General features: G+C 69.7%; 27 protein-coding genes. 14 read left to right on the forward strand and 13 right to left on the reverse strand.

The annotated features are described in order from the left end of the window. Positions 1 to 54 precede the first annotated feature (54 nt). A complete protein-coding gene (locus IHE47_RS07290) occupies positions 55 to 939 on the reverse strand; it encodes a DMT family transporter (RefSeq protein WP_192105231.1) in 885 nt (294 codons plus the stop codon). Between the two features lie 100 nt (positions 940 to 1,039). Here IHE47_RS07290 and IHE47_RS07295 point away from each other — a divergent pair, with 100 nt between their 5' ends. After that, positions 1,040 to 1,615 carry a DNA-3-methyladenine glycosylase I gene (locus IHE47_RS07295; RefSeq protein ID WP_192105232.1) on the forward strand — a complete coding sequence of 192 codons (576 nt, stop codon included), beginning with the start codon at positions 1,040 to 1,042 and terminating at the stop codon, positions 1,613 to 1,615. Positions 1,616 to 1,628: 13 nt separating this feature from the next. On the opposite strand, the gene IHE47_RS07300 is transcribed toward IHE47_RS07295, so the two are convergent. The 6 genes from IHE47_RS07300 to IHE47_RS07325 all read right to left on the reverse strand — a co-directional run bounded on the left by IHE47_RS07300 (position 1,629) and on the right by IHE47_RS07325 (position 5,758). Beyond that, positions 1,629 to 2,336 (reverse strand): pseudouridine synthase, encoded by a 708-nt coding sequence (locus IHE47_RS07300; protein WP_192105233.1) that lies wholly within the window; start codon positions 2,334 to 2,336, stop codon positions 1,629 to 1,631. 84 nt (positions 2,337 to 2,420) lie between these two features. After that, positions 2,421 to 4,073, reverse strand: a complete 1,653-nt coding sequence (ubiB, locus tag IHE47_RS07305; RefSeq protein ID WP_192105234.1) for a ubiquinone biosynthesis regulatory protein kinase UbiB — start codon at positions 4,071 to 4,073, stop codon at positions 2,421 to 2,423. Continuing rightward, positions 4,070 to 4,732, reverse strand: coding sequence for an SCP2 sterol-binding domain-containing protein (locus tag IHE47_RS07310; RefSeq protein ID WP_192105235.1), 663 nt, complete (start codon positions 4,730 to 4,732; stop codon positions 4,070 to 4,072). Before IHE47_RS07310 ends, ubiB begins: the two co-directional genes overlap by 4 nt. A gap of 101 nt (positions 4,733 to 4,833) precedes the next feature. Continuing rightward, positions 4,834 to 5,301, reverse strand: a complete 468-nt coding sequence (trmL, locus tag IHE47_RS07315) for a tRNA (uridine(34)/cytosine(34)/5-carboxymethylaminomethyluridine(34)-2'-O)-methyltransferase TrmL (RefSeq protein WP_192105236.1) — start codon at positions 5,299 to 5,301, stop codon at positions 4,834 to 4,836. Positions 5,302 to 5,350: 49 nt separating this feature from the next. Continuing rightward, positions 5,351 to 5,521: a hypothetical protein gene (locus IHE47_RS07320; RefSeq protein ID WP_192105237.1), complete on the reverse strand. Its 171-nt coding sequence runs from the start codon at positions 5,519 to 5,521 to the stop codon at positions 5,351 to 5,353. A gap of 33 nt (positions 5,522 to 5,554) precedes the next feature. Then, positions 5,555 to 5,758: a hypothetical protein gene (locus IHE47_RS07325; RefSeq protein WP_192105238.1), complete on the reverse strand. Its 204-nt coding sequence runs from the start codon at positions 5,756 to 5,758 to the stop codon at positions 5,555 to 5,557. Between the two features lie 251 nt (positions 5,759 to 6,009). On the opposite strand from IHE47_RS07325, the gene IHE47_RS07330 reads away from it, so the two are divergent. The 11 genes from IHE47_RS07330 to pssA all read left to right on the forward strand — a co-directional run bounded on the left by IHE47_RS07330 (position 6,010) and on the right by pssA (position 18,439). Then, complete coding sequence (locus IHE47_RS07330) at positions 6,010 to 8,883, forward strand: pitrilysin family protein (protein WP_192105239.1); 2,874 nt, start codon at positions 6,010 to 6,012, stop codon at positions 8,881 to 8,883. Between the two features lie 185 nt (positions 8,884 to 9,068). Beyond that, positions 9,069 to 9,470, forward strand: a complete 402-nt coding sequence (locus IHE47_RS07335; protein WP_192105240.1) for a DUF4156 domain-containing protein — start codon at positions 9,069 to 9,071, stop codon at positions 9,468 to 9,470. Between the two features lie 178 nt (positions 9,471 to 9,648). Continuing rightward, positions 9,649 to 10,143: a MarR family transcriptional regulator gene (locus IHE47_RS07340; RefSeq protein ID WP_192105241.1), complete on the forward strand. Its 495-nt coding sequence runs from the start codon at positions 9,649 to 9,651 to the stop codon at positions 10,141 to 10,143. Positions 10,144 to 10,146: 3 nt separating this feature from the next. Continuing rightward, positions 10,147 to 12,252 carry an FUSC family protein gene (locus tag IHE47_RS07345; protein WP_192105242.1) on the forward strand — a complete coding sequence of 702 codons (2,106 nt, stop codon included), beginning with the start codon at positions 10,147 to 10,149 and terminating at the stop codon, positions 12,250 to 12,252. Continuing rightward, a complete protein-coding gene (locus IHE47_RS07350) occupies positions 12,242 to 12,442 on the forward strand; it encodes a DUF1656 domain-containing protein (RefSeq protein WP_192105243.1) in 201 nt (66 codons plus the stop codon). Before IHE47_RS07345 ends, IHE47_RS07350 begins: the two co-directional genes overlap by 11 nt. Positions 12,443 to 12,449: 7 nt before the next feature. Beyond that, positions 12,450 to 13,481 carry an HlyD family secretion protein gene (locus tag IHE47_RS07355; RefSeq protein WP_192105244.1) on the forward strand — a complete coding sequence of 344 codons (1,032 nt, stop codon included), beginning with the start codon at positions 12,450 to 12,452 and terminating at the stop codon, positions 13,479 to 13,481. Beyond that, positions 13,478 to 14,938, forward strand: a complete 1,461-nt coding sequence (locus IHE47_RS07360; protein WP_192105245.1) for an efflux transporter outer membrane subunit — start codon at positions 13,478 to 13,480, stop codon at positions 14,936 to 14,938. Before IHE47_RS07355 ends, IHE47_RS07360 begins: the two co-directional genes overlap by 4 nt. 299 nt (positions 14,939 to 15,237) lie before the next feature. Then, a complete protein-coding gene (locus tag IHE47_RS07365) occupies positions 15,238 to 15,876 on the forward strand; it encodes a hypothetical protein (protein ID WP_192105246.1) in 639 nt (212 codons plus the stop codon). Between the two features lie 6 nt (positions 15,877 to 15,882). After that, on the forward strand, positions 15,883 to 16,377 hold the full coding sequence (locus IHE47_RS07370; RefSeq protein WP_192105247.1) for a sigma-70 family RNA polymerase sigma factor: 495 nt from the start codon (positions 15,883 to 15,885) through the stop codon (positions 16,375 to 16,377). Further along, positions 16,374 to 16,964, forward strand: coding sequence for a hypothetical protein (locus IHE47_RS07375; RefSeq protein WP_192105248.1), 591 nt, complete (start codon positions 16,374 to 16,376; stop codon positions 16,962 to 16,964). Before IHE47_RS07370 ends, IHE47_RS07375 begins: the two co-directional genes overlap by 4 nt. A 77-nt stretch (positions 16,965 to 17,041) precedes the next feature. Beyond that, positions 17,042 to 18,439 (forward strand): CDP-diacylglycerol--serine O-phosphatidyltransferase, encoded by a 1,398-nt coding sequence (gene pssA, locus IHE47_RS07380; protein ID WP_192105249.1) that lies wholly within the window; start codon positions 17,042 to 17,044, stop codon positions 18,437 to 18,439. Between the two features lie 9 nt (positions 18,440 to 18,448). Here pssA and bioC read toward each other — a convergent pair whose 3' ends face one another. The 5 genes from bioC to bioB form a co-directional block, all read right to left on the reverse strand. After that, positions 18,449 to 19,330, reverse strand: a complete 882-nt coding sequence (bioC, locus tag IHE47_RS07385) for a malonyl-ACP O-methyltransferase BioC (RefSeq protein ID WP_192105250.1) — start codon at positions 19,328 to 19,330, stop codon at positions 18,449 to 18,451. Further along, a complete protein-coding gene (gene bioH, locus IHE47_RS07390; RefSeq protein WP_192105251.1) occupies positions 19,323 to 20,126 on the reverse strand; it encodes a pimeloyl-ACP methyl ester esterase BioH in 804 nt (267 codons plus the stop codon). Before bioH ends, bioC begins: the two co-directional genes overlap by 8 nt. Then, entirely contained in the window at positions 20,123 to 21,034 is a 912-nt protein-coding gene (locus tag IHE47_RS07395) for a sulfurtransferase (protein WP_192105252.1), read from the reverse strand. Before IHE47_RS07395 ends, bioH begins: the two co-directional genes overlap by 4 nt. Positions 21,035 to 21,062: 28 nt before the next feature. Beyond that, complete coding sequence (gene bioF / locus IHE47_RS07400) at positions 21,063 to 22,265, reverse strand: 8-amino-7-oxononanoate synthase (RefSeq protein ID WP_192105253.1); 1,203 nt, start codon at positions 22,263 to 22,265, stop codon at positions 21,063 to 21,065. 69 nt (positions 22,266 to 22,334) lie between these two features. Next, a complete protein-coding gene (gene bioB / locus IHE47_RS07405) occupies positions 22,335 to 23,378 on the reverse strand; it encodes a biotin synthase BioB (protein WP_192105254.1) in 1,044 nt (347 codons plus the stop codon). Between the two features lie 128 nt (positions 23,379 to 23,506). Here bioB and IHE47_RS07410 point away from each other — a divergent pair, with 128 nt between their 5' ends. Further along, on the forward strand, positions 23,507 to 24,229 hold the full coding sequence (locus tag IHE47_RS07410; RefSeq protein WP_192105255.1) for a ComF family protein: 723 nt from the start codon (positions 23,507 to 23,509) through the stop codon (positions 24,227 to 24,229). Between the two features lie 202 nt (positions 24,230 to 24,431). Next, a complete protein-coding gene (locus IHE47_RS07415) occupies positions 24,432 to 25,754 on the forward strand; it encodes a hypothetical protein (protein ID WP_192105256.1) in 1,323 nt (440 codons plus the stop codon). Between the two features lie 25 nt (positions 25,755 to 25,779). Here the strand turns inward: IHE47_RS07415 and ubiA are convergent, their stop codons facing one another. Next, positions 25,780 to 26,709 (reverse strand): 4-hydroxybenzoate octaprenyltransferase, encoded by a 930-nt coding sequence (gene ubiA, locus IHE47_RS07420; protein WP_343227454.1) that lies wholly within the window; start codon positions 26,707 to 26,709, stop codon positions 25,780 to 25,782. Positions 26,710 to 26,960: the final 251 nt, after the last annotated feature.

The following is a 26,960-nucleotide window of genomic DNA, read 5'->3' on the forward strand; positions in this document are numbered from 1 at the left end:
GCGATGGCCTTTGCTCTGATCAGTCATCAAAGCCATCGCGCACAGGGTGCGCTCCTACCGGCGTCGCAGGCGCACGCCGCTCACCGCGCAGAGGCCCAGCAGCACGAAGCCGATGCCGACCCATTCCATCGGCCTGGGCTCCTCGCGCAGGATTCCCCACGCCAGCAGCACGCCCACGATGGGCACGCCGAGGCTGCTCACGCTGGCCAGCGTGGTGGGCAGCCGGCGCAGCACGATGGACCACAGCCACCACGCCAGGCTGGACGCCATCATCACGCTGTACGCCAGCCCGGCGATGAAGGCGCCACTCCATGCGATGGGCCGCTGCGGCACCGCCAGCGCCACGATGCCCAGCGCCACGCCGCCGGCCAGCATCTGCCACGCGGTCAGGTTGAGCGCGGACACCGCATGCAGCCGGAACAGCCGCTTGCTCAGCACCGTGCCCGTGGCCCAGGCCGCGCCGCCCGCGACGGCCAGCAGCGTGCTCGCCGCGTTGCCCAGGCCGCGCCACGGTTCGATGATGCAGACGAGGCCCAGCGCGGCCAGCGCCAGGCCCAGCCAGTGCCGTCCCGTGGGCCGTTCGCGCAGGATCAGCCACGCCAGCAGCACGGCCCAGAACGGCATGGTGTAGGCCAGCAACGCCACATGGCCCGCGCCACCGCTCACCAGCGCCCATTGCTCCAGTCCCTGGAACGCGGCGGTCTGGCACAGGCCGATCAGGAGGGTGGGCAGCAGCGGTGGCGGCTTCAGCGGCTGGCGGGCCAGCATCAGCGCGGCGAACAGCACCGTGGCGCCCAGCAGGTAGCGCATTGCCGCGAAATCGAACGGCCCTGCGAACGCCAGCACCTGCTTCATCACCACCCAGCTGTAGGCCCACAGCAGGATCGTGGCGAGCAGCGCCAGCACTGCGCCGCGTTGCGGGGCGGGTTGGTCGGACATGGGCGGAGCCGCGCGGGAAAGGCGCGAGTGTATTGCCTACGGCTGCCGGCCGGCGTTCACTGTGCGCTTCGCGCCGAGCGCGCCCCGCCGGGACCACCGCATGCAACGTTGCCACTGGGCATCTGCCGACGACGCGCCGATGTGCGCCTACCACGACACCGAATGGGGCGTGCCGCTGCACGACGACAACCGGTTGTTCGAGTTCCTCTGCCTGGAGGGCGCGCAGGCCGGGCTGTCCTGGCGCACCGTGCTGCTCAAGCGCGACAACTACCGCAAGGCCTTCCACGGTTTCGACATCGCCCGCGTGGCGGCGATGAAGGATCGCGAGCTGGAAAAGCTGCTGCTCGACCCCGGCATCATCCGCAACCGGCTCAAGGTGGCGTCGGTGCGCGACAACGCCATCGCCGCGCAGAAGGTGATCGCCGAATCCGGCAGCCTCGATGCGTACCTGTGGTCGTTCGTGGACGGCAAGCCGTTGCTCAATCGCTGGAAGGACAGGAGCGAAGTGCCGGCCAGCACGCCGCTCTCCGACCGCATGAGCAAGGCGCTGAAGAAGCGCGGCTTCCGCTTTGTCGGCACCACCATCTGCTACTCGCTGATGCAGGCGACGGGGATGATCAACGACCACCTCGTCGGGTGCTTCCGGCACAAGGCCTGCACCGTCGATCAGCGCTAGGCCGGCATCACCGCTACGGCAGGGTATTGGCCCAGTCGAAGCGTTCGAGCAGGCCGGCGTACTCGCGATCCAGCGGCGCCTGCAGCGTCATCGCCGCGCCGCTCACCGGGTGCCTGAAGTCCAGCTTCCACGCATGCAGCAGCATGCGGTGGCAGGCGAAGTGCTGCTTGTAGAGGCGGTTGTGGTCGCTGCGGCCGTGCTGGCAATCGCCGATCACCGGGTGGTGGATGTGGGCGAGGTGCTTGCGGATCTGGCGGAAGCGGCCGCTTTCCGGTTCGGCCAGCAGCAGGGCATAGCGTTGTTGCGGGTAGCGGCCGAGTGCTATCGGCACTTCGACGGTGGCGAGGCCGCGATAGTGCGTGCGCGCCTCGCGGCGCGGGCCGGTTTCGCGCGCGCCGGGCAGCGCGTAGTCGATCACGCCTTCGGTTGGTTCGGGCCAGCCGCGCACCACGACCAGGTACTGCTTGCGCACGTCGCGGCCCATGAACTGTTCGCCCAGCGCGGCGGCGACTTCGCTGGAGCGCGCCACCAGCAGCACGCCGCTGGTGGCGCGATCGAGCCGGTGTGCGAGGTACACGTTGCCGCCGACCTGTTCGCGCAGCACGTCCACCAGGTACTGCTCGGCGTCGTTCACCATCGCGGAGCGATGCACGGGCAGGCCCGCGGGCTTGTTCACCGCGATGAAGGCGTCGTCCTGGTGGAGGATTTCGATGGGGGTCATGGTGGGGGGGGCAATGGGGTAGGAGCGGCTTCAGCCGCGATGGCCAAATGTCGAATCGCGGCTGAGGCCACTCCTGCGCCGACCCTATCGGTGTTTGCGCGACCAGCCGAAGACGAACGCTGCGAGCCCGGCCGCGCCCATGCCCAGCGGCAGCCAGGCGCCGTGTTGCGGCGCCAGCGCCCACAACAGGGTGGCGCAGAGGATCAGCGTGGCGCCGAACGCGCTGCACGCGATCATCCGCAGCAGCCGGCGCAGGAGATGGCGCTGGTGGCTGAGCGTGTCCACGTCGGCGAGCAGTCGGTGCTCGCCCTGGGCGATGCGTTCCAGCGAGTCGCGCACCAGTTCGGGCAGCTGCGGCGCGAGGTGGAACCACTCGGGCAGCCGCCTGCGCACTTCGCGCAAGGTGCGCAGCGGGCTGTAGCGTTCGCGCAGGATGCGCTTCAGCACCGGATGCGCCACCGCCCAGATGTCGATCCCGGGATCGAGCATGCGGCCCACGCCCTCGATGTTGAGCAGGGTCTTCTGCAGCAGGATCAGCTGCGGCTGCAGGGTCAGCTCGAAGCGGCGTGCGGTCTGGAACAGCTTCACCACCAGCTCGGCCAGCGAGATCTGCGACAGCGGGCGGGTGAAGTAGGGCTCGCACACCGTGCGCACGGCCGCTTCCAGCTCGTCCAGTCGCACGGTGGACGGCATCCAGCCGGCGTCCACGTGCAGCTTGGCGATGCGCGCGTAGTCGCGCTCGAACAGCGCGATGAAGTTCTGCGCCAGCCAGTACTGGTCGGCCTCGGGCAGCGAACCCATGATGCCGAAGTCCAGCGCGATGAAGCGCGGCTCGCTGGGGCGCGCGGGATCCACCCAGATGTTGCCGGGGTGGGCGTCGGCGTGGAAGAAGTTGTCGCGGAACACCTGCTCGTAGAACACCCGCACGCCCTTGGCGGCCAGCGCCTTGCGGTCGATGCCGGCGGCATCGATCGCGGCGATGTCGTCGCTGCTGATGCCGTGCACGCGTTCCAGCGTGAGCACGCGTTGCGCGGTCAGGTCCCAGTGCACCTCGGGCACGTACAGGTCGACGCCGCTGGCGAAGTTGCGCCGCAGCAGGCTGGCGCTGGCGCCTTCGCGCTGCAGGTCCAGCTCGTTCTCCAGCATCTTCTCGACTTCGGCCACCACGTCCAGCGGGCGGATCTTGTCGGCGCTGGGATGCCAGCGGTTTGCCAGCGCACCCAGCGACTGCAGCAGCTTCACGTCGCGCGCGATCTGCGCGTCGATGCCGGGGCGCAGCACCTTCACCACCACGGCGCGGCCGTCGGACAGGGTGGCGGCGTGCACCTGGGCGATGGAGGCGGAAGCCAGCGGCGTTTCGTCGAAATGGGCGTACAGGCGGCTGACCGGTGCCTTCAGCTCGCGCTCGACGATGGCGCGTGCCGCGCTGCCGGGGAAGGGCGGCACCTGGTCCTGCAGCAGCGCCAGCTCGTCGGCGATGTCCTCGGGCACGAGGTCGCGGCGGGTGGACAGCACCTGGCCGGCCTTGACGAAGATCGGCCCCAGCTCGGTGAGCGCGAGGCGCAACCGTGCACCGCGCGGCAGTTCGCGCACGTCCACGGCGGGACGGCCCAGCAGCGGGCGCACCAGCTTCAGCGGACGGAACAGGTGGGCGGCGTCCACCAGCTCGTCGAGCCGGTAGCGCAGCAGCACGGCGGCGACGCGCAGCAGGCGTGGAACGACGGCCAGCGAGGTCACGCGGATGTTCCTTTCAGGCGCGCGGCCAGCCGGGCGAGGCGTGCCTCCAGCCGATCGCTGCGCTCGCGCAGGCTGTCCACGCCGTCGAGGAAGGCCTCCGCCTCGCCGGGCGCCAGTGCGAGGCGCGACTCGTCGCGCAGCCACGCGGCGCCGTCCTCGGTGAGGTGGCTGGCGGTTTCCTTCGCGTGCGCCAGCGCCTTGCGCACGGCGCGCGCCAGCGGCACGCCGAGCACGTCGCCGAAGCTGCGCGCGAAGGCTTCCTCGAAATCGGGGGCAAACTGCGAGGCAAGCTTCTCCAGGCGGCGCGCCAGATCGGCGTCACCGGCGATCTCCACCTTGCCTGGCGCCACGCCATCGTCGCCGCGGCGCAGTGCCATTGCCAGCAGGCTGCCGGGCGTGGCGGCCACGCGCAGCGTGCTGGCCGCGGCCTCGCTTTCGTCCGGCGGGCCGACCTTGAGACGATCGCCTTCCACGGTCACGGCCAAGGCCAGCTCCGGCCCGCGCAGGTGCAGCAGCACGCGGCGGCCGTTGAGGGCTGCCAGCTTCTGCTGCGTATCGGGGTCGAGCGACAGCGCGTGGCTGAGCGCGGTTTCCAGCGCGCGTCCGGCCAGCTTGCGCAGTGGCGTGGGCAGCCAGGCGTTGGGTGTGGGAGAGGTCATCCGTCGATTGTAGCGGCGCGACCGCCGCCTGTAGGCGCACCCTGTGCGCGATGGCTCTGGTGCTTGATCGAAGCGGGAGCCATCGCGCACAGGGTGCGCTCCTATGCGAGCGCGCCGTCAAAGCCGAGTTGCCGCCATGCCTCGTACACCGCGACGGCCACGGTATTGGACAGGTTGAGGCTGCGGCTGTCCGGCTGCATCGGCAGGCGCAGGCGCTGCGCCTCGGGGAGGGCGTCCAGCACCTCGCCCGGCAGTCCGGCGGTTTCGCAGCCGAACAGCAGCGCGTCGCCGTCGGCATAGCGGGCATCGACGTGGCGCACGCGGCCGCGCGTGGTGAAGGCGAACACGCGCGGCTGGCCGATGCTGGCGAGGCAATCGTCGAGGCTGTCGTGCACCGCCACGCGGGCGTACTCGTGGTAATCCAGCCCGGCGCGGCGCAGGCGTGCGTCGTCGAGCTCGAAACCCAGCGGGCGGACCAGGTGCAGCGCGGCGCCGGTGTTGGCACACAGCCGGATGGCGTTGCCGGTGTTCGGCGGAATCTCGGGGCGGAACAGGATGACGTGCAGCATCCGGTGATTATCGCGTGCGCATGGCTGCGCAGGCGAGCTGGCGATGCGATCAGCCGCGCGGCAGCGGGCAGGTCGTGGCCGTCGTGGCGCAGGCGGCGCTCGTGGTCGCCAGCGCGTGGTTGGCGGCCGGGCGTGCGATCAGCATCGAACCCAGCACCGAAGCGCAGACCAGCAGGCAGGCGGCGAACAGGCCGCCGAGCATCAGGGTTTCGTGTTTCATGGCGTTATTCCTTCAATCGCGATGTGGAGAGGTTCAGCCCGGCAGGCGCGGGCAGATCACGCCGTCGGCCGGCAGTGCACATTGCGCGGGGCTGGCCAGCAGGCCGTTGGCGACGTTGCCGCCGGTGGCCAGTCCGACCGATGCGGGGAGCGGCTTCAGCATCGTGCCCAGCACCAGTACGCAAACCAGCAGGCAGGCGACGAACAGGCTGCTCAACATCAGGTTCTCGTATTTCATGGCATGTCTCCGATTGGGGTGGTTGTCCTTGTGCGATGTAGGGAGAGCAATCCGCGTGCCAAGCCGAGAAGTGCTTGCAAGTTATTGAGAAAACTTGATTTTCATGAATGGCTTGGTGCCCGGGTCGCTTGTCCGCGGACAGTCGGACAGGCAAACCGGACAGCCGGCCGCAGGCGTGCCTTTGGTCATCTGGCAAGAATTTGCGACCTCCCGTAGGCTGGTCCGACACCCAACCCGAAAGGAGCACCACGATGGGAAGCAAGCCCCTGGCCGCGCTGATCGCGGGCCTGTTGAGCGCCTCGGCCGGCCTCGCGCCGAACGTCGCGATGGCCGCCGCGCAAACCGCGCCGGCCACGCAGCAGGTTCCGGACATCGCCTACACCCGTTTCACCCTGCCGAACGGCCTCACCGTGATCGTGCACGAGGACCACAAGGCGCCGGTGGTGGCGGTGAGCATCTGGTACCACATCGGTTCGGCCGACGAGCCGAAGGGCAAGACCGGCTTCGCCCATCTGTTCGAGCACCTGATGTTCTCGGGTTCGGAGCACCACAAGGGCACCTACTTCCAGCCGTTCGAACTGGCTGGCGCCACCGACATGAACGGCACCACCTGGTTCGACCGCACCAACTATTTCGAGACCGTGCCGACCACCGCGCTGGACATGGCGTTGTGGATGGAATCCGACCGCATGGGCCACCTGCTCGACGCGATCGGCCAGAAGGAACTCGACACCCAGCGCGGCGTGGTGCAGAACGAGAAGCGCCAGGGCGAGAACCGCCCCTATGGCCGCGTGGACGAGAACATCCTCGCCGAGACCTATCCCGCCAACCATCCCTACCAGCACGACACCATCGGCTCGATGGCCGACTTGAACGCGGCCTCGCTGGACGACGTGAAGGGCTGGTTCCACGCCAACTACGGCGCCGCCAACACCACCCTGGTGCTGGCCGGCGACATCACGCTGGCCGAGGCGCGCGCGAAGGCGCTGAAGTATTTCGGCGACATCCCCGCCGGCCAGCCGGTGGCGCACCAGCAGCCGTGGATCACCCCGCTGGCCAAGTCCACCCGCGGCGTGCAGCACGACCACGTGGCGCAGCCACGCATCTACCGCACCTGGGTGGTGCCGCAGCTCGGCAGCGACGCGGCGATCCAGCTCGACCTCGCCAGCACCGTGCTGGGCGGCGGCAAGACTTCGCGGCTGTACCAGCGGCTGGTCTACCAGGACAAGCTGGTGGACGACGTCTCCGCCGGCATCGCGCCGTTCGCGCTGGCCAGCCAGTTCCAGATCCAGGCCGACGTGAAGCAGGGCGTTGATCCGGCCAGGGTGGAAGCGGCCATCGACGCGGTGCTCAAGGACTTCCTCGCCAACGGCCCCACCGCCGACGAACTCGACCGCGCCAGGATCGGCAACCGCGCGCAGTTCATCCGCGGGCTGGAGAAGGTGGGCGGCTTCGGCGGCAAGGCGGTGATCCTCGCCGAGGGCCAGGTCTATCGCGGCGATCCCGGTGCCTACAGGCATGACCTCGAACGTGCCGATGCGGCCACGCCGGCCAGCGTCAAGGCCGCGTCCGACGAGTGGCTCAGCAAGGGCGACTACCAGCTCACCGTGCTGCCTGCCGGCAAGGGTTTCGACCCGGCCGCCGAGGACGCGGCGGTGAAGCCGCTGGGCGATGCCGCCGGCAAGCCGCAGCCCAGGCTGCCGGCCGCGCATGCCTATAGCGTGACCAGGAGCGACGTGGACCGCGCCAAGGGCGTGCCGCAGGTCGATTCGTTCCCGTCGTTGAGCTTCCCGAAGCTCGAGCGCGGCAAGCTGAGCAACGGCATCGAAGTGGTGCTCGCCCAGCGCCACGCCATTCCGGTGACGCAGGTGCAACTGCTGTTCGACGCCGGCTACGCCGCCGACCAGGGCGGCAAGCTCGGCACGGCAAGCTTCGCCTCGCGCCTGATGAACGAGAGCACCACCAGGATGGATTCGGTCGCCGTGGCCGAAGCGCGCCAGCGCCTCGGCGCGATCACCAGCGTTGGTTGCGGCCTGGACAGCTGCAGCGCCTCGCTCAACGCGCTCAACGACCAGCTCAAGCCCTCGCTGGCGCTGTTCGCCGACATCGTGCGCGATCCCGCGTTCAATGCCGCCGACATCGACCGCGTGCGCGGCCAGTGGCTGGCCGACATCGCGCAGGAGAAGACCCAGCCCACCGGCCTCGCGCTGCGCACCCTGCCGCCGCTGCTGTACGGCGCCAACCACGCCTACGGCATCCCGTTCACCGGCAGCGGCACCGAGGCCAGCATCGAGTCGCTCACCGCGGACGACCTGCGCACGTTCCAGCACGACTGGCTGCGCCCGGACAACGTGAAGATCCTCGTGGCCGGCGACACCACGCTGGACAAGATCATTCCCGAACTGAACGCCGCCTTCGGCGACTGGAAGGCGCCGGCCGGCGCGGTGCCGCACAAGAACATCGCGCAGGTGGCCGCGCAATCCAGGCCGCGCGTGTTCCTGATCAACCGTTCCGATGCGCCGCAGTCGCTGATCATGGCCGGCCTGCTCGCACCGTCCACGCGTGCGCCGGACAACCTCGCCGTGCAGGTGGCGAACGGCGCCTTCGGCGGCACCTTCACCTCGCGCCTCAACATGAACCTGCGCGAGGACAAGCGCTGGGCCTACGGCGCGCAGAGCTTCCTGATGGACGCCCAGGGCCAGCGCCCGATGCTGTTCTACGCGCCGGTGCAGACCGACAAGACCGCGCCGTCGGCCGAGGAGGTGCTGAAGGAGGCGCGTGCCGTGATCGGCGACCGGCCGCTGACCGACGCCGAGATCGCCAAGATCAAGGACAGCCGCATCCGCGCCTTGCCGGGCAGCTACGAGACCACCTCCGCGGTGCTCGGCGCGCTGGACGGCATCGTCGAGTACGGTCGCCCCGACGATTACGTGCAGACGCTGAAGCCGCGGCTGGAAGCCATCACGCAGGCCGACGCCGAGGCCGCGATCAAGGAGATCGTGCAGCCTGCGGCGATGACCTGGGTGATCGTGGGCGACCTCAAGCAGATCGAGGCGCCGGTGCGCGCACTGAACCTCGGCGACGTGCAGGTGCTCGACGCCGACGGCAAGCCGGTATCGAAGTAGCGGTTCCCCGTCGTTCCGGCCTGCGCCGGGACGACGGGCTGGAGACGGTGCGCATTCGGCCACCGGGTGCGGCCTGGCGGGCGGAGCAGGCGCCCATACAGGCGCGATCCAGCCTCGCGCGCTAGCATGAGAGGCCGGGCGGCATGCCGCCCGGCCTTTCTTCATCCCGACATCGGAGTCGACCCATGCGCAAGACCGTGTTGCTGATCGTTCCCACGCTGCTGCTCGGCGCCTGCACCTGGGGCATCAACCCCACGCCGGCCTCGCAGAACGTGCGCACGGCGTGGAACGGCGACGTTTCCGGCTGCCACGACCTCGGCAAGATCACGGTCTCGGTGATGGACCACGTCGGTCCGGTGGACCGCAACGACATCAAGGTGCGCGACGAACTGCAGGTGATGGCGCGCAACGAGGCCGCCACCATGCATGCGGACACCATCAAGCCGCTGGCCGATCCCAGCGATGGTTCGCAGCCCTGGGGGGCCTACCAGTGCGGCACGCGCGTCCCGCAGCCCGGTGCCGCGCCGGGGCAGTCCCAGCCGCCGGCCAACGGTGGCGCGCAGACCTTCCCGGTCAAGGGCAACTGAGTTACGACCAGTTGCACCAGGAAAGCAACGAAGGGCGCCGATGGCGCCCTTCGCATTTGTGGGCATTGGCGTCCTGCCCGCATCGGGGTGCTTGCAGGTCGCCCGTTCGGGGCATAAAATTCATTTCCATATATTTCATATATGAAATACAAACAAAGACAATAAAACGCGCCCAGCCATGAGCAGCTTCGCCCCCACCGAACAGCGCCTTGCCGTCACCTGCCGGCGCCAGCCCGCGTTCCCGCGCGAGCCGGCGGTGCTGGTGCGGCTGGTGAAGCACCTGCACAAGCGGGTGCACGACGCCGCCAACGCCACGCTCAAGCCGTGGGGCATCAGCCACCCGGAGTACAACATCCTGATGATGCTGTACGGCACCGAGGGCTATGCGCTGAATCCATCGCAGCTGGCCGAGGCGGCGGGCGAGAAGTCGGCCAACATCACGCGGCTTGCAGACAGCCTGTGCGACAAGGGGCTGATCGAGCGCACCGCCAGCGACGAGGACCGGCGCAAGGTCAGCCTGAGCCTGAGCCGCGCGGGACTGGCGATGATCGACGAGTTCATGCCATCGGTCTGCGCGCTGCTGGAACGCCAGACCGCCGGCATGAAACCCGCCGAGACGGCGCAGCTGGAGCGCCTGCTGAAGAAGTTCCTCAACCAGTTGGAGCAGGACTGAGCGATGACAGGGGCATCGACCATCCCGGAACCTTCGCTGCGCCGCTGGCCCACGCTGGCGGAGCTGTTCGCGGGCGAGGGGCGTACCTGGCTGTTCGTGGCCAAGACCCTGCTCGCGGTCTACCTGGCCGCCTGGCTGGCGATGTGGCTGCGGCTGGAGGCACCGTCCACCGCGATGATCACGGTGGGCATCGTGATGCATCCGCAGAGCGGCATGGTGCTGGCCAAGAGCTTCTACCGCGCGATCGGCACGCTGTGCGGCAGCACGTTCGGGCTGGCTCTGCTGTGCGCCTTCCCGCAGCAGCGCGAACTGTTCCTGCCCTGCCTGTCGCTGTGGCTGGCGCTGTGCGCCGGCGGCGCCACGCTGTACCGCAACTTCATGTCCTACGGTTTCGTGCTGGCCGGCTACACCGCGGCGATCGTGGCGTTGCCGGCAACGGCCAATCCGCTCGGCGTGTTCGATTCCGCATTGATGCGCGTGAGCGAAGTGATGCTGGGCATCGTGGTGTCCGCCGTGGTCAGCGACCTGGTGTTGCCGGACCGGCTTCGGCTGGTACTGCGGCAGAGCGCGCGCGCGCATTTCGCCAACTTCATCGACTTCGTGCGCGGCTCGACCGGCGGCAGCATCCCGCGCGCGGCGATGGAGCAGGCGCACCTGCGCTTCGTGCGCGCGGCGGTCCAGCTGGAGGACATGCGCGCCTCGGTGATCTTCGAGGACCCGGAAATCCGCGCGCGCAGCACGCGCATGCGCCTGCTCAACCAGCACAACATGGCGGCGGCGACCAGCTTCCAGTCGCTGCACCACCTGATCAACCGCTTGCAGCGCGAAGGCCGTGCCGCCGAGGCCGACGCGCTGATCGCGCTGTACCGGCCGATCGGCGCGGCGCTGGAAACGGCACCTGCCGAGCTGCACGACCCCGCGGTGCTGGCGCCGCGCCTGCGCGAATGCGCGCGGCAGCTGCCGGCGCTGGAGGCGTCGCTGCGCGCGGGCCTGCAGCCGGGCCACGCGCAACTGGCGTTCGACACCGGCGCCACCTTGCTGAAGCGCTTCCTCGACGAGTTGTGCGGTTACGTCGAAGTGGAGCTGGCGCTGCGCGCGCACGTGCAGCGCGGCGCCGTGGAGCGTGTGCATTTCCGCCGCGGCCACGACGCCACCGGCGCCGCGGTGGCGGTGCTGCGCACCTTCCTCACCATGAGCGTGCTGAGCGTGTTCTGGATCGCCAGCGGCTGGCCGTATGGCTCCAGCGCGATGCTGCTGGCCACCATCTTCAGTGGCCTGCTCGCGGCGACGCCGAACCCGCTGGCCTCCGCGTTCAACATGCTGATCGGCTTTGCCGCGGGCTCGGTGGCCGGCCTGTTGGCGACGTTCTGGCTGCTGCCAGGCAGCGACGGTTTCATGATGCTGATCGCGGCGAGCCTGCCGTTGCTGCTGATCGGGCCGTGGCTCAGCGCACACCCCGGCACCGCCAATATCGGCAGCGGCTACGCGCTGGCCATCATCTCCATCCTCGCCTTGAAGAATTCGATGGTGTACGACTTCGCCACCGCGTTGAACGAAACCGTCGCGCAGCTCGCGGGCGTGGGCTTGGCCGCGGCGGCCTTCGTGTTCGTGCCGCGCGTCACCGGCAGCGGCTGGCAGCGTCGCCGGCAGTTCCGCCGCTTGCGCGAGCAGGTGGTGGAAGCCGCCACCGCGCCGCTGGATGGCCTGTCGTGGCGCTTCGAAAGCGCCAGCCGCGACCTGTTCCACCAGGTGATCACGCATACCCGCCCGGGCAGCCGCCAGTCGCGCGCCTTGCTGAGCTGGGCGCTGGCAGTGCAGGAGAGCGGGCGCGCGCTGATCGAGTTGCGCGAGCAGTTGCGTGTCGGCGACGTGCCGGCGGCGGCGCGCGCGGCGGCCGAGCATGCGGTGCAGGCCGTGGCGCAGCTGTACCAGCAGCCGGACGAAGCGCGCCGGCAGCACGCCGAGGATGAGGTGCGTGCCGCGATCGAAACCTGCGCCGACGCCCCGGCGCTGCGCCCGCACCTGTACCAGTTGCTGGGCGCCTTGCGCGACGACGAATCGCCGCTGGCCGCCGCCACGGCCAATGAGGAACCGACCCATGCCCCATGAGCTTTCCATCGGCGGCGTGCTGGTGCCCGGCCTGCTGCCGATCTTCCTGGTCTGCCTGCCGCTGATGCTGCTGGTGGACGCGTTGATCGGCCGCTATGGCCTGCATCGCTACGTGTGGCATCCGCCGCTGTTCCGCCTTGCCCTGTTTGCCTGCCTGTTCGCCGCGGGCGGACTGCTGTTTTTACGTTGAGACCGTCATGAACAAGACTTCGATCTTGCGCTTCCTGATCACCGCTTTCGTGGTGCTGGTCGCCTTCCTGCTCGGCCACCTGTTGTGGTCGCACTACCTGTATTCGCCGTGGACGCGCGATGGCCGCGTGCGCGCCGACGTGGTGAAGGTGGCGCCGGACGTGGCCGGCCTGGTCACCGAGCTGCACGTGGACGACAACCAGTTCGTGCACCGCGGCGACGTGCTGCTGGTGATCGACCCCTCGCGCTATCAACTCGCATTGGCGCAGGCCCGCGCCAACCTCGGCGCCGCCGGCGCCGGCGTGCATGCTGCCGAGGCGAACATCGCCGCGGCCACCGCCGCCGTGGCCGCGCGCAAGACGGACTACGCGATGTACCAGGCGCAGGCCAAGCGGCGCATGCAGGTGCCCGCGGGCAGCGTGGTGTCCAGCGAGACGCGCGACAATTCGATCGCCACCGCCGAGGCCGCGGAAGCGGCATGGCACCAGGCCGAAGCCGCGCTGAAGCAGGCGCAGGCGGCGCACGACCAAGCGCTGTCGGCGCAGGCGCAGGCCCAGGTGGCGGTGCAGAACGCCGAGCTCAACCTCGAACGCACGCAGGTGCGCGCACCGGTGGACGGCTATGCCACCAACGTGCAGGTGCGCGTGGGCGACTTCGCCAATGCGGGCGCGCAGCAGCTCGCATTGGTCGACAGCCACAGCTACTACATCTACGGCTATTTCGAGGAAACCAAGCTGCCGCAAGTGCGCATGGGTGACCCGGTGGACGTGCGCCTGATGGCCGGTGGCATCCAGCTCAAGGGCCGCATCGACAGCATCGCGCGCGGCATCGCCGACCGCGACAACCCCGGCAGTCCGGACCAGCTTCCCGACGTGAACCCCGTCTTCAACTGGGTGCGCCTCGCGCAGCGGATCCCGGTGCGCATCCGCATCGACCCCGCGCAGATGCCCAAGGGCAGCGTGCTGGTGGCCGGCATGACCGCGACCATCACCGTGCATCCGCGTGACGACGACCGTAGCGCGCAGCAGGCGCAGCCATGACGTGTGCGCTGCGAACGCTTGCCCTCGCGGCGTCGATGCTGGCGCTGGCCGCGTGTGCTTCCACCCGCGGACTGCACCCCAGCGGCCACGAGATTGCGCCGGACGGCCTGCAGGCGCGGCAAAGCCTCGCCGGCGTGCAGGTGAGTCCGGCCGCGTGGCCGCAGCAGGACTGGTGGCATTCGCTGGGCGACGCACAGCTCGACGCGCTGATCGATGAAGCGCTGCGCGACAACCCCGGCCTCGCCGTCGCCGATGCGCGAGCGCAACTGGCGCAGTCCGAAGCGCAGGCGCTGGACGCCGCGCGCGATCCCAACGTGGAAGCCAGCTACGCCGCCACCGGCGCACGGCTTTCCGAGAAGGAAGTCGGCCTGGTGCTGCCGGAGGTCGTCGGCACGTTCGCGTGGATGCAGAGCGCGGGAGTGGATTTCTCCTGGAACGTCGACCTGTGGGGCGGCCAGCGCGCCGCGTGGGAAGCCGCGCTGGGCCGCAGCCGCGCCGCGGAAGTGGATCGCCGCACCGCGCGCATCCAGCTCTCGGCAAACGTGGCGCTGGCCTGGATCCAGTTGCGCCAGGCCTTCGTGTTGCGCGACATCGCGCAGCGCGACGTCGAGCGTGCGGATCGCATCGCCGCGCTCACCCATACCCTGGTCGCCAGCGGCATGGGCCTGCCCGACAACCTGCTGCAGGCGCGCGCCGAGGCAGGCACCGCGCACCAGCACCTGACCGCCGCCGAGGCGCAGATCGACAGTGCGCGCATCACGCTCGCCGTGCTGCTCGGCAAGGGGCCGGACCGTGGCCTGCAGATCGCCGCGCCCAGCGAGTTCAAGCCGGTGTCGCTGGCGGTGCCGCCCGACCTCACCGCCAACCTGCTGGGTCGTCGCCCCGACCTGGTCGCCGCGCGCTGGCGCGTGGAAGCCGCCGCGCAGGACATCAAGGCGGCCAAGGCGCAGTTCATGCCCAACCTCAACATCAGCGCAATGGCTGGTTTCCTCGCGCTGGGCGACAACGTGCCCTTGTTCCAGCTGCCCGCGCGCACCTACAGCGTCGGCCCCGCGCTGTCGCTGCCGCTGTTCGACGGCAAGCGCCTGCGCGCCGGCCTCAACGCGCACGATGCGCTGTACGACGAGACGGTGGCCAACTACAACCAGACGCTGGTGCGCGCGGTGAACCAGGTGGCCGACCTGCTCAGCCTGTCGCGTGCCGTGCAGAGCCAACTGCAGACGCAGCAGGACGTGCTGCACAACGCGCAACGCGCCTACGACAACGCGCAGATCGGCTACCAGGCCGGGCTGGGCACGGAGTTGAACACCCTGGTCGCGCGCCACGTGCTGCTCGTGGCCGAACAGAACCAGGCGGTGCTGCAGAGCCGCCAGGCCGAGTTGGCCGTGCGCATGGTCGAGGCGCTGGGCGGCGGCTTCAAGGATGAGGCATTACCGGCAACGGGCGCCCGACAATAGGCGCCATGCAGCGCAGCTGCCGGACCGGTTCGCCACGATCCATCGAAGGACGTGTCGCCGACGACGCGGCACGGCGCCCTGGATCGCTGGCTCGCCGCGGTGGCCGCTGCGCACATGCGGCGGCACGTGGTGGATCGCCTGTAAGGTTTTCGCGGCGGTCACGGACTAGGGAAGGGTCGTCATCACGCCACGAGGCCACTGCCATGTCCGCCATCCCCGAACGCCTGCCCGCCACTGCCGTACTACCTGCGAGTCTCGGCTTGCGCTAGTGCCTCGATGGCCTGCGCCTGTGGCGACGCGTGCCGCTCAGGCTGTTCCTGCTGTGCTTCGCGCAGCTGCTGGTGGAAACCCTCCTGCAGTTGATCCCGTGGGTCGGCGTGACGTTGTCGAAACTGGCGGTGCCGGTGCTGCTGATGGGCATCCTGCTGGGGCTGGACGAACAGGCGCGGGGCGGGCGCCTGCGCTGGTCCAGTCTGCTGGACGGCCTGCGCCATCGCCCGTTCATGCCGGTGCTGGCGCTGGCGGCGCTGTGGGGCCTGGGCGTGTTTGCGGTGCAGCAGGCCGTGGCATGGCTGGTGTACGGTTGGCCGGCGGTGGATGCGGCGTGGCTGGGGCATGCCATGGCCCATCGCGAGCTGATGACGGCGACGTTCGAACGGGTGTTGCTGGTGCCCGGGGTGGTGCCGGCCATCCTGCTGATGCTGGCGCCATGCCTGTTCCTGTTCGACGGGCAGTCACCGTGGCGGGCGGTTTGCAACAGCGTGCGGATGGCGTGCCGCCATGCCGCGCCGTTCGGGGTGTTCCTGCTGGTGAACCTGGGTGTGTTCCTGCTGATGCTGGCGAAGTCCTGGACGTTCGCGCTGCTGTTGTTCCTTTCGCCGTGGTCGATGGCGTGCAGCTACGCGGTATGGCGCGACCTGTGCCGGGCGGAAGGCTGAGACGGAATGCGCGAGGGGGAATTCGCCGCGTTGCTGCACGGGCATGCGGGGCTGCTGTCGCGCATCGCGGCAAGCTACGAAGCCGATCCCTCGTTGCGCGACGACCTGCTGCAGGACATCGCGCTGGCGCTCTGGAAGGCGCTGCCGGCATGGCGGGGCGAGGCGGCGTTGAAGACCTTCGTGGCGCGCGTGGCGCACAACCGCGGCGCCAGCCACGTGATCGGCCGCACGCGGCGGCCGGCGGCGCAAGGACTGGATGATGACCTCGCCGATCCGGCTCACGGCCCGGAATCGCACGCGCAGCTCGAACAGAAACGCCTGCGCCTGCAGGACGCGGTGCGCGCCCTGCCGCTGACGCTGCGGCAGGCGGTGACACTGGCGCTGGAAGGTTTCAGCCAGCAGGAGATCGCACTGGCGCTGGGCATCAGCGCCAACAACGTGGCGGTGCGCCTGAACCGGGCGCGCAAGGCGTTGAAGGACGCACTGGGAGAATCGGCATGAATCCAAGCGATGACTGGGTGCGCTGGGGCGACCATTGGCAGCGGCAACCCACGGTCGATGCGGACCGGCTGCGCCGCCGGGTGCAGCGCAAGCGGCGGCAGATGCAGGTGGTGCTTGGCTTCGAGTGCTGTGCCGCGCTGTTCGCCATCGGCCAGGTATTGCACCTGCTGCTCGACCCGGGCCTCGGCTTGCGCTGGAAGGTCTGGGCCGGTCTGGCATTGTTGCTGGTGGCGGCGTCGGTGTACCTGTCGTTGCGCGTGCGTCGCGGCACCTGGCAGGCGACGGCCGATGGCATGCCCGAGCTGTTGCGGCTGACCGCAGCGCGCGCGCGCGCGGGCATCCGGTTGGCGTGGCTGAACATCGCCAGCATTCCGCTGCTGATCGCGTTCACGCTACTGGTGGCAGCGCCCTGGCTGGTGCCATCGCGCTGGCGGCACGATCCAGCACTTGAACATTTGCTGCTACTTCAAGTGGAGATCAACGGTGTCGTCCTCGTGCCGTTGCTGGTGTTCTTCGTCGTCTACATCCGGCGGCAGCGACGGCGCCTGCGTCACGTGGAGGCCCTGCTGCGGGATTACGCGGAGTGACGTGGCGGATAATCTGGCCAGGGCATGAAGGCAAGCCTGGCTGCTTTCATGGCCTGCCTTTGCGTATCCTCTGATCCATGAACATGCTGATCAACGCGCCGCGGCGCATCGCGCGCCGCCTCGTCTCGCCGCTGCGCCCGAAATCGCGGGCGTGGCTGCAGGCGTTGCCGGGTTTTGCCGTACCCGCGGACGCCATCGGGGCCCTGCACGGGCCGCAGGCCTTGCATCAGGCGCTGCTGGCGCAGATCGCGCAGGCCACGCGGCGCATCGTGATCGTGGCGCTCTACCTGCAGGACGACGACGCGGGCCGTGAGGTGATGGATGCGCTCTACGCGGCGCGTGCGCGGCAGCCCGGGCTGGAGGTCGACGTCTACGTGGACTGGCATCGCGCCCAGCGCGGCCTGATCGGCAAGCAGAAAAGCCCGGGCAACGCGGCGATGTACCGCGACCTCGCGCAGCGCCACGGCGGCGGCGTGCGCGTGTGGGGCGTGCCGGTGCAGAACCGCGAACTGTTCGGCGTGCTGCACCTCAAGGGCTTCGTGTTCGACGACACCGTGCTGTACAGCGGCGCCAGCCTCAACGACGTCTACCTGGCGAAGCACGGGCGCTACCGGCTCGACCGCTGCCATCGCATCCGCGATGCGGCACTCGCCGACAGCATGGCGGCCTTCGTGCAACGGCAGTTCCGCGACAGCGAGGCGGTGCGCCGGCTCGACCTGCCCGACCCACCGCCCACGCGTGCCCTGCTGCCGTCGATCCGCGCGTTCCGCCAGCACCTGCAGCAGGCGAGTTATGTGGTGCCGGTGCCGGTATTGGCGGATGGCGCGGTGGCCGTCACGCCGCTGAAGGGCTTCGGCCGTGCCGACAACGCGCTCAATGACACCATGCTCGCCTTGCTGCGCGGCGCGCGGCGCAGCATCGTGCTGCTCACGCCGTACTTCAACCTGCCGGGGCCGGTGCGCGCGGCGATCGGGCAGGCGCTGCGGCGCGGTTGCACGGTCGAGATCATGGTGGGCGACAAGACCGCCAACGATTTCTACATGCCGCCCACGCAGCCGTTCCGCACCATCGGCCTGCTGCCCTACCTCTACGAGAACAACCTGCGCCGCTTCGCGCGCACGCATGCGCGCCAGCTCGCCAGCGGCCAGTTGAACCTGTGGCTGTGGCGCGACGGCGACAACAGCTACCACCTCAAGGGCCTGTTCGTGGACGACGACTGCGCCCTGCTCACCGGCCACAACCTCAACCCGCGTGCCTGGGCGCTGGATCTCGAAAACGGCCTGCTGCTGCGCGATCCCACGCACCGCCTGCATGCGATGCACGAAGCGGAGTGGGCGGCCTTGCGTCAGCACGCCACGCGATTGGCTGATTATCACGCACTGGAAAGTGCACGCAGCTATCCGCCGGAAGTGCGGCGCCTGCTGCGGCGGCTGAGTCGGGTGCGGCTGGATCGGCTGGTGAACCGCCTGCTCTGAACCGAGCGCTCAGCGGCGCCGCGAACCGCGCAGGCTGTCGATGGAGAAGCTGGCCATCTCGCCGCCGCCGGCCATGCGCCGCGATTGCCCCGGCGGCGGACCCCAGGCGTGCGCGGTGACCACTTCCCAGGTGGCGGGAATGCGGCCGTCCACGCGCATCGCCTCGTAGGCGGCGAGCATGGCGCGGTAATGCGACTTGCCGGTGAGGTGGCGTTCGCGTGCGGCGTCGGCGTGGGTGGCGCCCAGTCCGCGCAGTTCCTCCAGCAGCTTGCGCGGTTCGCTGTAGGTGAGCGTGTAACGCTCCACGTCCAGCACCGGGTCGCGCAGGCCGGCGTTGAGCATCGCGTTGCCGATGTCGTGCATGTCGAGGAAGCGGCTGACGTGGGAATGGCCGTCCGCCGCCGCCCAGGCCGCGCGCAGTTCCTTCAGCGTGTCGGGGCCGAAGGTGGTGAAGGCGAGCAGGCCGCCGGGCTTGAGCACGCGCGCGCATTCGCCGAACAGCGCGGCGAGGTCGGTGATCCACTGGAAGCACAGGTTGGAGTGCAGCAGATCCACGCTGTGGTCGGGGAAGGGCAGCGCGGTGGCCTCGGCGCAGACGCGGCGGAACGGCTTGAGCCAGCCGCTGTGCGCCTTGGCCGCGCGCAGCATCGGCAGTGCGAGGTCGACCGCGATCACCTCGGCCTTGGCGTAGCGCTGCTTCAGCAGCGCGCTGCCGCGGCCGGTGCCGGCGCCCACGTCGAGCACGCGTGCGGGCGTTTCCAGATAGAAGTCCAGGCGCTCCAGCAGCGACTGCTGCACTTCGCGCTGCAGCGCATCGTGCTGCTCGTAGCTGCGCGCGGCGCGGCCGAAGTTGCGGCGGATGCGTTCGCGGTCGAGGTGGAAGTCACTCATTGGGGCTGCACTCATGGGAGCCGCACTCACGGAAGCTGTCCAGCAAGGGCTGCAGCGCCTGCGCCACTTCGCCGGCGTAGGAGAAGAACGGCGCGTGGCCGGCGTGTTCAATCTGCACGAAGCGGCCATGCGCCTGCCGTGCCGACCACTCCATTGCCTGTGGCGGCACCAGCCGGTCGCGGCGGCCGGCGATCCACACGCTGGGCTGGCGCAGCTCGGGCAGGCGCGCACGCAGGTCGCGGGTTTCCAGGATGCGGATGCCTTCCTGCAGCACGCGCAGGTCCGGCTCACCGCGTGCGAAGGCCAGTTCGCGCAGATGGCGCAGCTCGCCGCGCGGATCGGCGCTGCCCATCGCCTCCAGCGCGAGGAAGCGCTCGATGGTGGCGTGGTAGTCGGTTTCAAGATCCAGTGCGAGCTGACGCACCAGCGTGGCGTCGCCGCCCCACGGCCAGCTTTCGTCACGCGTGAACTTCGGCGTGGCGCAGATCATCGCAAGGCCGCGCACGTGTTGCGGCTGCTCCAGTGCGCCGGTGAGCGCAATCAATCCACCCAGCGACCAGCCCAGCCAGATTGCCGGCGGCGTGGCCTGCGCGATCGTGGCGGCGCAAGCGGAAGGCTCCAGCGGCAGCTGCGATTCGCGCGAGCGGCCGTGGCCGGGCAGGTCCACCACATGCATCGTGCAGCGATCCGCCAGCGCGTCGACCAGTGGCTCCAGCACGCCGCCGTGCATCGCCCAGCCGTGCAGCAGTACCAGGGGGACCGGGCCGCTGCCGAGCTTTTCGATATGCAGGTTCATACCCCGCCCCAATGGGGTGAAGCGCCTTTTGCGTTCGCCTCCTCTCCCCTCCGGGGAGAGGATTGAGGTGAGGGGCGGGTGCTCGCGGGAGAGCTGCTCGGAGCCGGCCTTGATGTGGGTTCATCGCAAGAGCCTTCCCTCTTCCCCGACCCCTCTCCCGCTTGCGGGAGAGGGGAGACGGTTGCAGGGAGTAGATCGGCGCCCACCGCCCCGCGCCCGTCGAACACGAAGCAGTCGCCCTGCCAGTGCGCGCCGTCGGTGAGTTCCAGGTACTTGAGTATCCCGCCTTCGAGCTGGTGCACGTGCTCGATGCCCAGCTCCTGCATATGCAGTGCGGCCTTCTCGCAGCGGATGCCGCCGGTGCAGTACGACACCACGGTCTTGCCCGCGTAGCGCGCGCGGTCGGCGGCGATAGCTCCGGGGAAGGCGGTGAAGCTGGCGAGGCGGTAGTCCACGGCCTGCGTGAACTTGCCCACCGCGGTTTCGTAATCGTTGCGCGTGTCCAGCATCAGCACTTCGCGGCCGTCGTCGTCGCGGCCCTGGTCCAGCCAGCGCTTCAGCGTGGATGCGTCCACCGCCGGCGCGCGGCCACCCTCGGGGCGGATCGCCGGCTGGCGCATGGTGATGATTTCCTTCTTCAGCCGCACGCGCAGGCGGCCGAACGGCACCTCGCCGGACAGGGATTCCTTCGCTTCCAGTCCGGCGAAGCGCGGGTCGCTGCGCAACCACGCCATGAACGTATCCACCGCCTCGCGCTGGCCGGCGAGGAACAGGTTGATGCCCTCGGGCGCGAGCAGCACGGTGCCCTTCAACGCCAGCGCGGCGGCGCGTTCGAGCACGCGTTCGCGCAGCGCGGGCAGGTCGTCCAGCGCGACGAAGCGGTAGGCGGAGAGGTTGACGATGTTCATGCGGAAAAGGCGGCGAAACGACCCGCCATTATACGGGGCCGCCCGTGGCGACCGGTTTCGGCAGCGTGGCCAGCGCATCCAGCAACTGGTCGATGTGCTCGTCCTCGTGCGCCGCCGAGAGCGTGATGCGTAGCCGCGCCTGGCCCTGCGGCACCGTGGGCGGGCGGATCGCGGTGACCAGCACGCCACGTTGTTCCAGCGCCAGCGCGGCCTCCAGCGCGGCCTGCGCATCGCCCAGCAGCAACGGCTGGATCGCGCTGGGCGAGACCATCAGCGGCAGGCCGAGCTGCGCGGCGCCGACGCGGAAGCGGGCGATCAGCGACTGCAATTTTTCGCGGCGCCAGCTGTCGTTGCGTGCGATCTCCACGGCGGCACAGGTCGCCGCGGCCAGCGCGGGCGCCATCGCGGTGGTGTAGACATACGGCCGCGCGAACTGCAGCAGGCCGTCGATCAGCGCGGCGGAACCGGCCACGAAGGCGCCGCTGCAGCCCAATGCCTTGCCCAAGGTGGCCATCAGCACCGGCACATCGTTCTGGCCGAGGCCGGCGGCACGCACACTGCCCGCACCATCCGCGCCCAGCACGCCGAGACCGTGCGCGTCGTCCACCATCAGCGTGGCGTGTTCGCGCGTGCACAGTGCGGCGAGCGCGGCGAGTGGCGCCACGTCGCCGTCCATGCTGAACACGCCATCGGTGGCGAGCAGGGCGGCGGCTTGTGGGCGGCTGCGCAACTGGCGCGCGGCGGCTTCCACGTCGGCATGCGGGTAGCGCTTCAGTTCGGCGCCGGCGAGTTGCGCGCCATCCAGCAGGCAGGCGTGGTTGAGCTTGTCCTGCACGCATACGTCGTCGCGCGCGAGCAGCGCTTGCATCGCGCCGAGGTTGGCCATGTAGCCGGTGGAGAACAGCAGCGCACGCTCGCGCCCGGTCCATTCGGCCAGCGCCTCTTCCAGTTGCGCGTGCTCGCGGCGATGGCCGCAGATCAGGTGCGCCGAACCGCTGCCCACGCCCTCGTCATCCGCCGTGCGCTTCAGTGCGGCGATCAGTTGCGGATGTTGCGCAAGACCCAAGTAGTCGTTGCTGCAAAAGCCGAGCAGGCGTCGGCCCCCGCTTTCCAGCCACGGTCCTTCCACATGCTCGATGGTGCGCAGGCGACGGCGAAGGCCGGCGTGTTCGCGTTCGGACGCCTGGATGGCCAGGCGGTGGAGAAGGTCGGGGCGGGACGAGCCGGTCATGGACAAAAAGCGACCCCTCCCCAACCCTCCCCTGCAAGCAGGGGAGGGGGATTGGCGCGCAGAATTGCTTCAGGCCGCGGCACTGCACCCGCACCCATGCCCGCAGCCTACCGGCGCGGCTTCCATGATGTCCGCATGCACCGTGCCCGCTTCCTCCACGACTTCCATCGCGTGCAGGTCGAGGCGGCGGAACAGCGCGCGGTCGTGCTCGGTGTCGGGGTTGCCGGTGGTGAGCAGCTTCTCGCCGTAGAAGATCGAGCCGGCGCCGGCGTGGAAGCACAGCGCCTGCACCGCGTCATCCATCTGCTGGCGACCGGCGGAGAGACGCACGATGGACAGCGGCATCAGGATGCGCGCCACCGCGATGGTGCGCACGAACTCGAACGGATCGAGCTTTTCCGCATTGCCCAGTGGCGTGCCCGGCACAGGGACCAGCTGGTTGATCGGCACCGAATGCGGATGCTCGGGCAGGTTGGCCAGCGCCTGCAGCAGGCCGGCGCGCTGCGCGCGCGTCTCGCCCATGCCGACGATGCCGCCGCAGCAGGTCTTCAGGCCGGCATCGCGCACCTGTTCCAGCGTCTGCAGGCGATCCTGGTATTCGCGGGTGTGGATGATCTCGCCGTAGAACTCCGGCGCGGTGTCGATGTTGTGGTTGTAGTAGTCGAGGCCGGCGTCCTTGAGCTGCTGCGCGTGGCCGTCGCCGAGCAGGCCCAGGGTGGCGCAGGTTTCCAGGCCCAGGTCCTTCACTGCGCGCACGATCTCGGCGACCTTGGGGATGTCGCGGTCCTTCGGCCCGCGCCACGCCGCGCCCATGCAGAAGCGGCTGGCGCCGGCGGCCTTGGCGGCCCTGGCGCGCGCCAGCACGTCGTCGACCTCCATCAGCTTCTGCGCCGCGACGCCGGTGTCGTAGCGCGCCGCCTGCGGGCAGTAGGCGCAGTCCTCGGGGCAGCCGCCGGTCTTGATCGAGAGCAGGGTGGACACCTGCACCGCGTTCGCGTCGTGGTGCGTGCGGTGCACGGTGTGCGCGCGATGCAGCAGTTCGTTGAACGGCAGCGCGAACAGCGCGGCGACTTCGTCGCGGCTCCAGTCGTGGCGGATCAGGGCTTCGGGCATGGGGAGGCTCCGTGGCAGAGGCCGCGAAGTGTGGGCGGCCCGCCGATGGGCGTCAACCGTTCGCCTGGGTATCGAGGTTGACGAGGGCTGCGGCTACCATCGCCTCATCCGGCGAGGAAAGCATGGTGATGATTCGCAAGGACGCATGGCTCCAACCGTGGCGAGGGTTGCAGCGCTGGCTGTTGCCGCTGCACTGCCTGCTCTGCGGCGCCCGCGGCGAGCGCGGCATGGACCTGTGCACGGCCTGCGCCGCGGAACTTCCGCGCAACCGCTGTTGCTGCGCGCGTTGCGCCCTGCCATTGCCCGTGCCTGCCGCGCTGTGCGGCGAATGCCAGCGCCACGCGCCGCCGTGGGACGCGGCGTGGGCGCCGTTCCGCTACGGCTGGCCGCTGGACCGGCTGGAGTCGCGCTTCAAGTTCGGCCGCGACCTCGCCGCCGGCCGCGCGTTGGCCACGCTGTGGCAACGCGAGGACATGCCGCTGCCGAAGCCCGGGCTGCTGTTGCCGGTGCCGCTGCATCGCGCGCGCCTGCGCCGGCGCGGCTACAACCAGGCGCTGGAACTGGCCAGGCCGCTGGCGCGCCAGCTCGCCGTGCCGCTGCGCCACGACGTGCTGCTGCGCAGCCGCGGCACCGCGGCGCAGACCGAACTCGATGCCGTCGCCCGCCGCCGCAACGTGCGCGGCGCCTTCGCCGTGCGCCACGGCATCGCGTTGCCCGTGCACGTGGCGGTCCTCGACGACGTGATGACCACCGGCGCCACCCTGGCCGAATGCGCGCGCGTGCTGAAGCGCGCCGGCGTGCAGCGGGTGGATGTGTGGGCGCTGGCGCGGGCACCGTCGCCACGCGGTTGACCGCGGCTTTCCGGAGGCCGCCGTCGCTGGCGGTTTCGAGCGGTCAATGCGGCGCGGGCGGGAGTCGCCGTCGATGATGACGGCAAGGCACGCCGTGGCGGCCGCGTCTCCGTGGGCATCCCGATCGCCTGCGGAAAGCCGGATGCCTGTTCCGGGCAGCTAGTATGTGGAAGACGGGGGCCAATGATGGAGGGTGTTCATCATGTCGCTGTGTGACTGCATCCGCAGGACGGTGTTCGTGGCGTCGCTGGGGCTTGGCCTGTCCACGCCGGTGCTGGCGTCGTCGCCGACGTCACCGACGCCGGCCGAGATCGCGCAGGCAAAGTCCGTCTTCGCGGATGCGCAGCACGTCTCTGCGAGGGACGCCGGCCGCCTGTGGGGCATGCCGCTCTACGGCCGGATGCTGCTGGTGATCCCCGCCACGCGGGCGGTCATCGCCAACCAGCCGGATCCGCAGCACCTGCTCCAGCCCGAGGACGGGGTCTATGTCGGCAGGCTGCCCGAGGACGTGGTCCTTTCCGACGCCCCCACGGAATGGGAAGGCGTGCGCTGGACCCAGCTGCGCTTGCCGATGCTGCCCCGGGACGCAGGCGCGCGCTCGATAACGCTGGCGCACGAGATGTTCCATCGCATCCAGCCGGAGCTTCACCTGGCGGCGAACGCCACGGCCAACCCGCAGCTCGATACGGAGCAGGGGCGGCTGTGGTTGCAGCTGGAGTGGCGCGCGCTGGCCGCCGCCCTGATCGAATCGGGCCCGGCGCAGACGCAGGCCATCCGCGACGCGCTGGCTTTCCGCAGCCGTCGCCACGCGCTGTTCCCCGGCTCGGCGGCGACGGAGGCCGCCATGGATATCGTGGAGGGCACGGCGCAGTACACCGGCATCGCGGCTGCGGAGCCGGATGCCGCGGCGGCGCGCTGGTACACGGCAGCCGACCTGGTCCACCCCGACACCGGGGTTTCCTTCTTGCGCATTTCCGCCTTCATGTCGGGACCGGCCTATGGCCTGCTGCTGGACGAACGCCTGCCCGGGTGGCGCAAGGCGCTGGACGAGCATGCCGACCTTGGCGCGATGCTGGCATCGACGCTGCACGACGAAGCGCAGGAGTCGGCCGACTCGCGTGCAGCGGGGTACGGTGCGAGCGGGTTGCGCGTGGAGCTGGCCGATCGCGCCGCCCGCGAACAAGCCATGCAGGCGCAATACCGTGCTTCGCTGGTCGATGGACCCACGCTCTCGCTGACTGCGCTGGGGCGCTTCAGTTTCAATCCCAGCACCGCCGTGGCGCTGGGTGCGGACGGCATCGTCTACCTCACGTTCCACGCCATCGCACGCTGGGGCACCCTGGACGTGAAAGCGGGCGGAGTACTGGTGTCGCCGGACTTCAGCCATGCCGCGCTGCCTGTCCCGACGGCGATCAAGGGCCCGCATCTCGAAGGCAACGGCTGGACCCTCGACCTGGCGCCGGGCTGGTCCGCCGTGCCGGCAGCGAAGTCCGGGAACTACGTGCTGACGCAGCAGACCCGCTGATCGCCACCGCCAATCCGGCGCCTGCTCACTTCACCGCCAGCGCCAGCGCGATGCCGATCCACACCGCCAGTCCCCACCAGTTGTTGTGGCGGAAGGCGGCGAGGCAGGGGCCGCGTTCGCGCTTGCGGATCAGCCACAGCTGGTAGGCGAACAGGCCGGTCGCCACCAGCAGGCTCAGCCAGTACGGCCAACCCAGCTGCGCGCGCTGGCCCACGAACAGCATCGCCAGCAGCAGGGTGGCCATCAGCACGCCGAGGATGGGCAGGTCGGCGTCGCCGAACAGGATCGCGGTGGATTTCGCGCCGGCCTTGAGGTCGTCCTCGCGGTCCACCATCGCGTACTCGGTGTCGTACACCACCGACCACAGGATGTTGGCGATGAACAGCAGCCAGCCCAGTGGCGGCACCGTACCCGCCACCGCCGCGAACGCCATCGGTATCGACCAGCCGAACGCCGCGCCCAGCACCACCTGCGGCAGGGAGGTCCAGCGCTTGGTGAAGGGGTAGAGCGCGGCCAGCGCCGCGCCGACGAAGGAGAGTTCGATGGTGAGCTTGTTGGTGAACAGCACCAGCACGAAGGCGAACGCCAGCAACGCGCCGAACACCACCAGCGCCTCGCGCGGCGTCACCCGGCCGCTGGCGATCGGCCGCCCCGCGGTGCGTTCCACCTGCGGGTCCAGCTTGCGGTCGGCGAAATCGTTGATCGCGCAACCCGCCGCGCGCATCGCGAACACGCCCAGGGTGAAGATCGCCAGCGGTTTCAGCGGTGGCCAGTCGCCCGCCGCCAGCCACAGCGCCCACCACGTCGGCCACAGCAGCAGCAGCGCGCCGATCGGCCGGTCCATGCGGGTCAGCACCAGGTAGTCGCGCAGCTTTTCCCGATGCCGTGCCGGCAGCTTGCGCAGCAGCCAGTCCAGCACCCCGTTGGCACGCGTGGAGCTGTCGGCAGGGCGCACGGGGGCAACCGGCGCCTTCGCGGTGCGTGGCGAAGGCGAGGGGGCCGGTTTGCGCCGCTGGCGTTTGCGTGGGGTGGAGGCCATCGGGCAAGTTTAGCGTGGCCTGTGCCGGGTCATGCCGTGACGGCTTGCGCAAAGCTTGCGGTGGGCGTCGTGTGTGGGAAGATCGCGGCTCGACATGCGTGCCGCCCGGACAGTGCTGCATGGTGTCCGCTTCATCTCTCCGCATCCGGCATCCACCACTCGAAGGC

The organism is Rhodanobacter sp. DHB23, assembly GCF_014842975.1.
Classification (GTDB): domain Bacteria; phylum Pseudomonadota; class Gammaproteobacteria; order Xanthomonadales; family Rhodanobacteraceae; genus Rhodanobacter_A.

Coding starts and splice junctions, on each gene's coding strand:
- IHE47_RS07310 (WP_192105235.1), bottom strand. CDS start 4,732: ATGACCTCTCCCACACCCAACGCCTGGCTGCCCACGCCACTGCGCAAG.
- IHE47_RS07370 (WP_192105247.1), top strand. CDS start 15,883: ATGCGCGAGGGGGAATTCGCCGCGTTGCTGCACGGGCATGCGGGGCTG.
- IHE47_RS07395 (WP_192105252.1), bottom strand. CDS start 21,034: ATGAACATCGTCAACCTCTCCGCCTACCGCTTCGTCGCGCTGGACGAC.
- IHE47_RS07325 (WP_192105238.1), bottom strand. CDS start 5,758: ATGAAATACGAGAACCTGATGTTGAGCAGCCTGTTCGTCGCCTGCCTG.
- trmL (WP_192105236.1), bottom strand. CDS start 5,301: ATGCTGCACGTCATCCTGTTCCGCCCCGAGATTCCGCCGAACACCGGC.
- IHE47_RS07360 (WP_192105245.1), top strand. CDS start 13,478: ATGACGTGTGCGCTGCGAACGCTTGCCCTCGCGGCGTCGATGCTGGCG.
- IHE47_RS07335 (WP_192105240.1), top strand. CDS start 9,069: ATGCGCAAGACCGTGTTGCTGATCGTTCCCACGCTGCTGCTCGGCGCC.
- IHE47_RS07300 (WP_192105233.1), bottom strand. CDS start 2,336: ATGACCCCCATCGAAATCCTCCACCAGGACGACGCCTTCATCGCGGTG.
- IHE47_RS07375 (WP_192105248.1), top strand. CDS start 16,374: ATGAATCCAAGCGATGACTGGGTGCGCTGGGGCGACCATTGGCAGCGG.
- IHE47_RS07330 (WP_192105239.1), top strand. CDS start 6,010: ATGGGAAGCAAGCCCCTGGCCGCGCTGATCGCGGGCCTGTTGAGCGCC.
- IHE47_RS07410 (WP_192105255.1), top strand. CDS start 23,507: ATGATTCGCAAGGACGCATGGCTCCAACCGTGGCGAGGGTTGCAGCGC.
- IHE47_RS07290 (WP_192105231.1), bottom strand. CDS start 939: ATGTCCGACCAACCCGCCCCGCAACGCGGCGCAGTGCTGGCGCTGCTC.
- IHE47_RS07355 (WP_192105244.1), top strand. CDS start 12,450: ATGAACAAGACTTCGATCTTGCGCTTCCTGATCACCGCTTTCGTGGTG.
- bioH (WP_192105251.1), bottom strand. CDS start 20,126: ATGAACCTGCATATCGAAAAGCTCGGCAGCGGCCCGGTCCCCCTGGTA.
- IHE47_RS07340 (WP_192105241.1), top strand. CDS start 9,649: ATGAGCAGCTTCGCCCCCACCGAACAGCGCCTTGCCGTCACCTGCCGG.
- IHE47_RS07415 (WP_192105256.1), top strand. CDS start 24,432: ATGTCGCTGTGTGACTGCATCCGCAGGACGGTGTTCGTGGCGTCGCTG.
- bioC (WP_192105250.1), bottom strand. CDS start 19,330: ATGAGTGACTTCCACCTCGACCGCGAACGCATCCGCCGCAACTTCGGC.
- pssA (WP_192105249.1), top strand. CDS start 17,042: ATGAACATGCTGATCAACGCGCCGCGGCGCATCGCGCGCCGCCTCGTC.
- bioB (WP_192105254.1), bottom strand. CDS start 23,378: ATGCCCGAAGCCCTGATCCGCCACGACTGGAGCCGCGACGAAGTCGCC.
- IHE47_RS07345 (WP_192105242.1), top strand. CDS start 10,147: ATGACAGGGGCATCGACCATCCCGGAACCTTCGCTGCGCCGCTGGCCC.
- IHE47_RS07350 (WP_192105243.1), top strand. CDS start 12,242: ATGCCCCATGAGCTTTCCATCGGCGGCGTGCTGGTGCCCGGCCTGCTG.
- bioF (WP_192105253.1), bottom strand. CDS start 22,265: ATGACCGGCTCGTCCCGCCCCGACCTTCTCCACCGCCTGGCCATCCAG.
- IHE47_RS07320 (WP_192105237.1), bottom strand. CDS start 5,521: ATGAAACACGAAACCCTGATGCTCGGCGGCCTGTTCGCCGCCTGCCTG.
- IHE47_RS07295 (WP_192105232.1), top strand. CDS start 1,040: ATGCAACGTTGCCACTGGGCATCTGCCGACGACGCGCCGATGTGCGCC.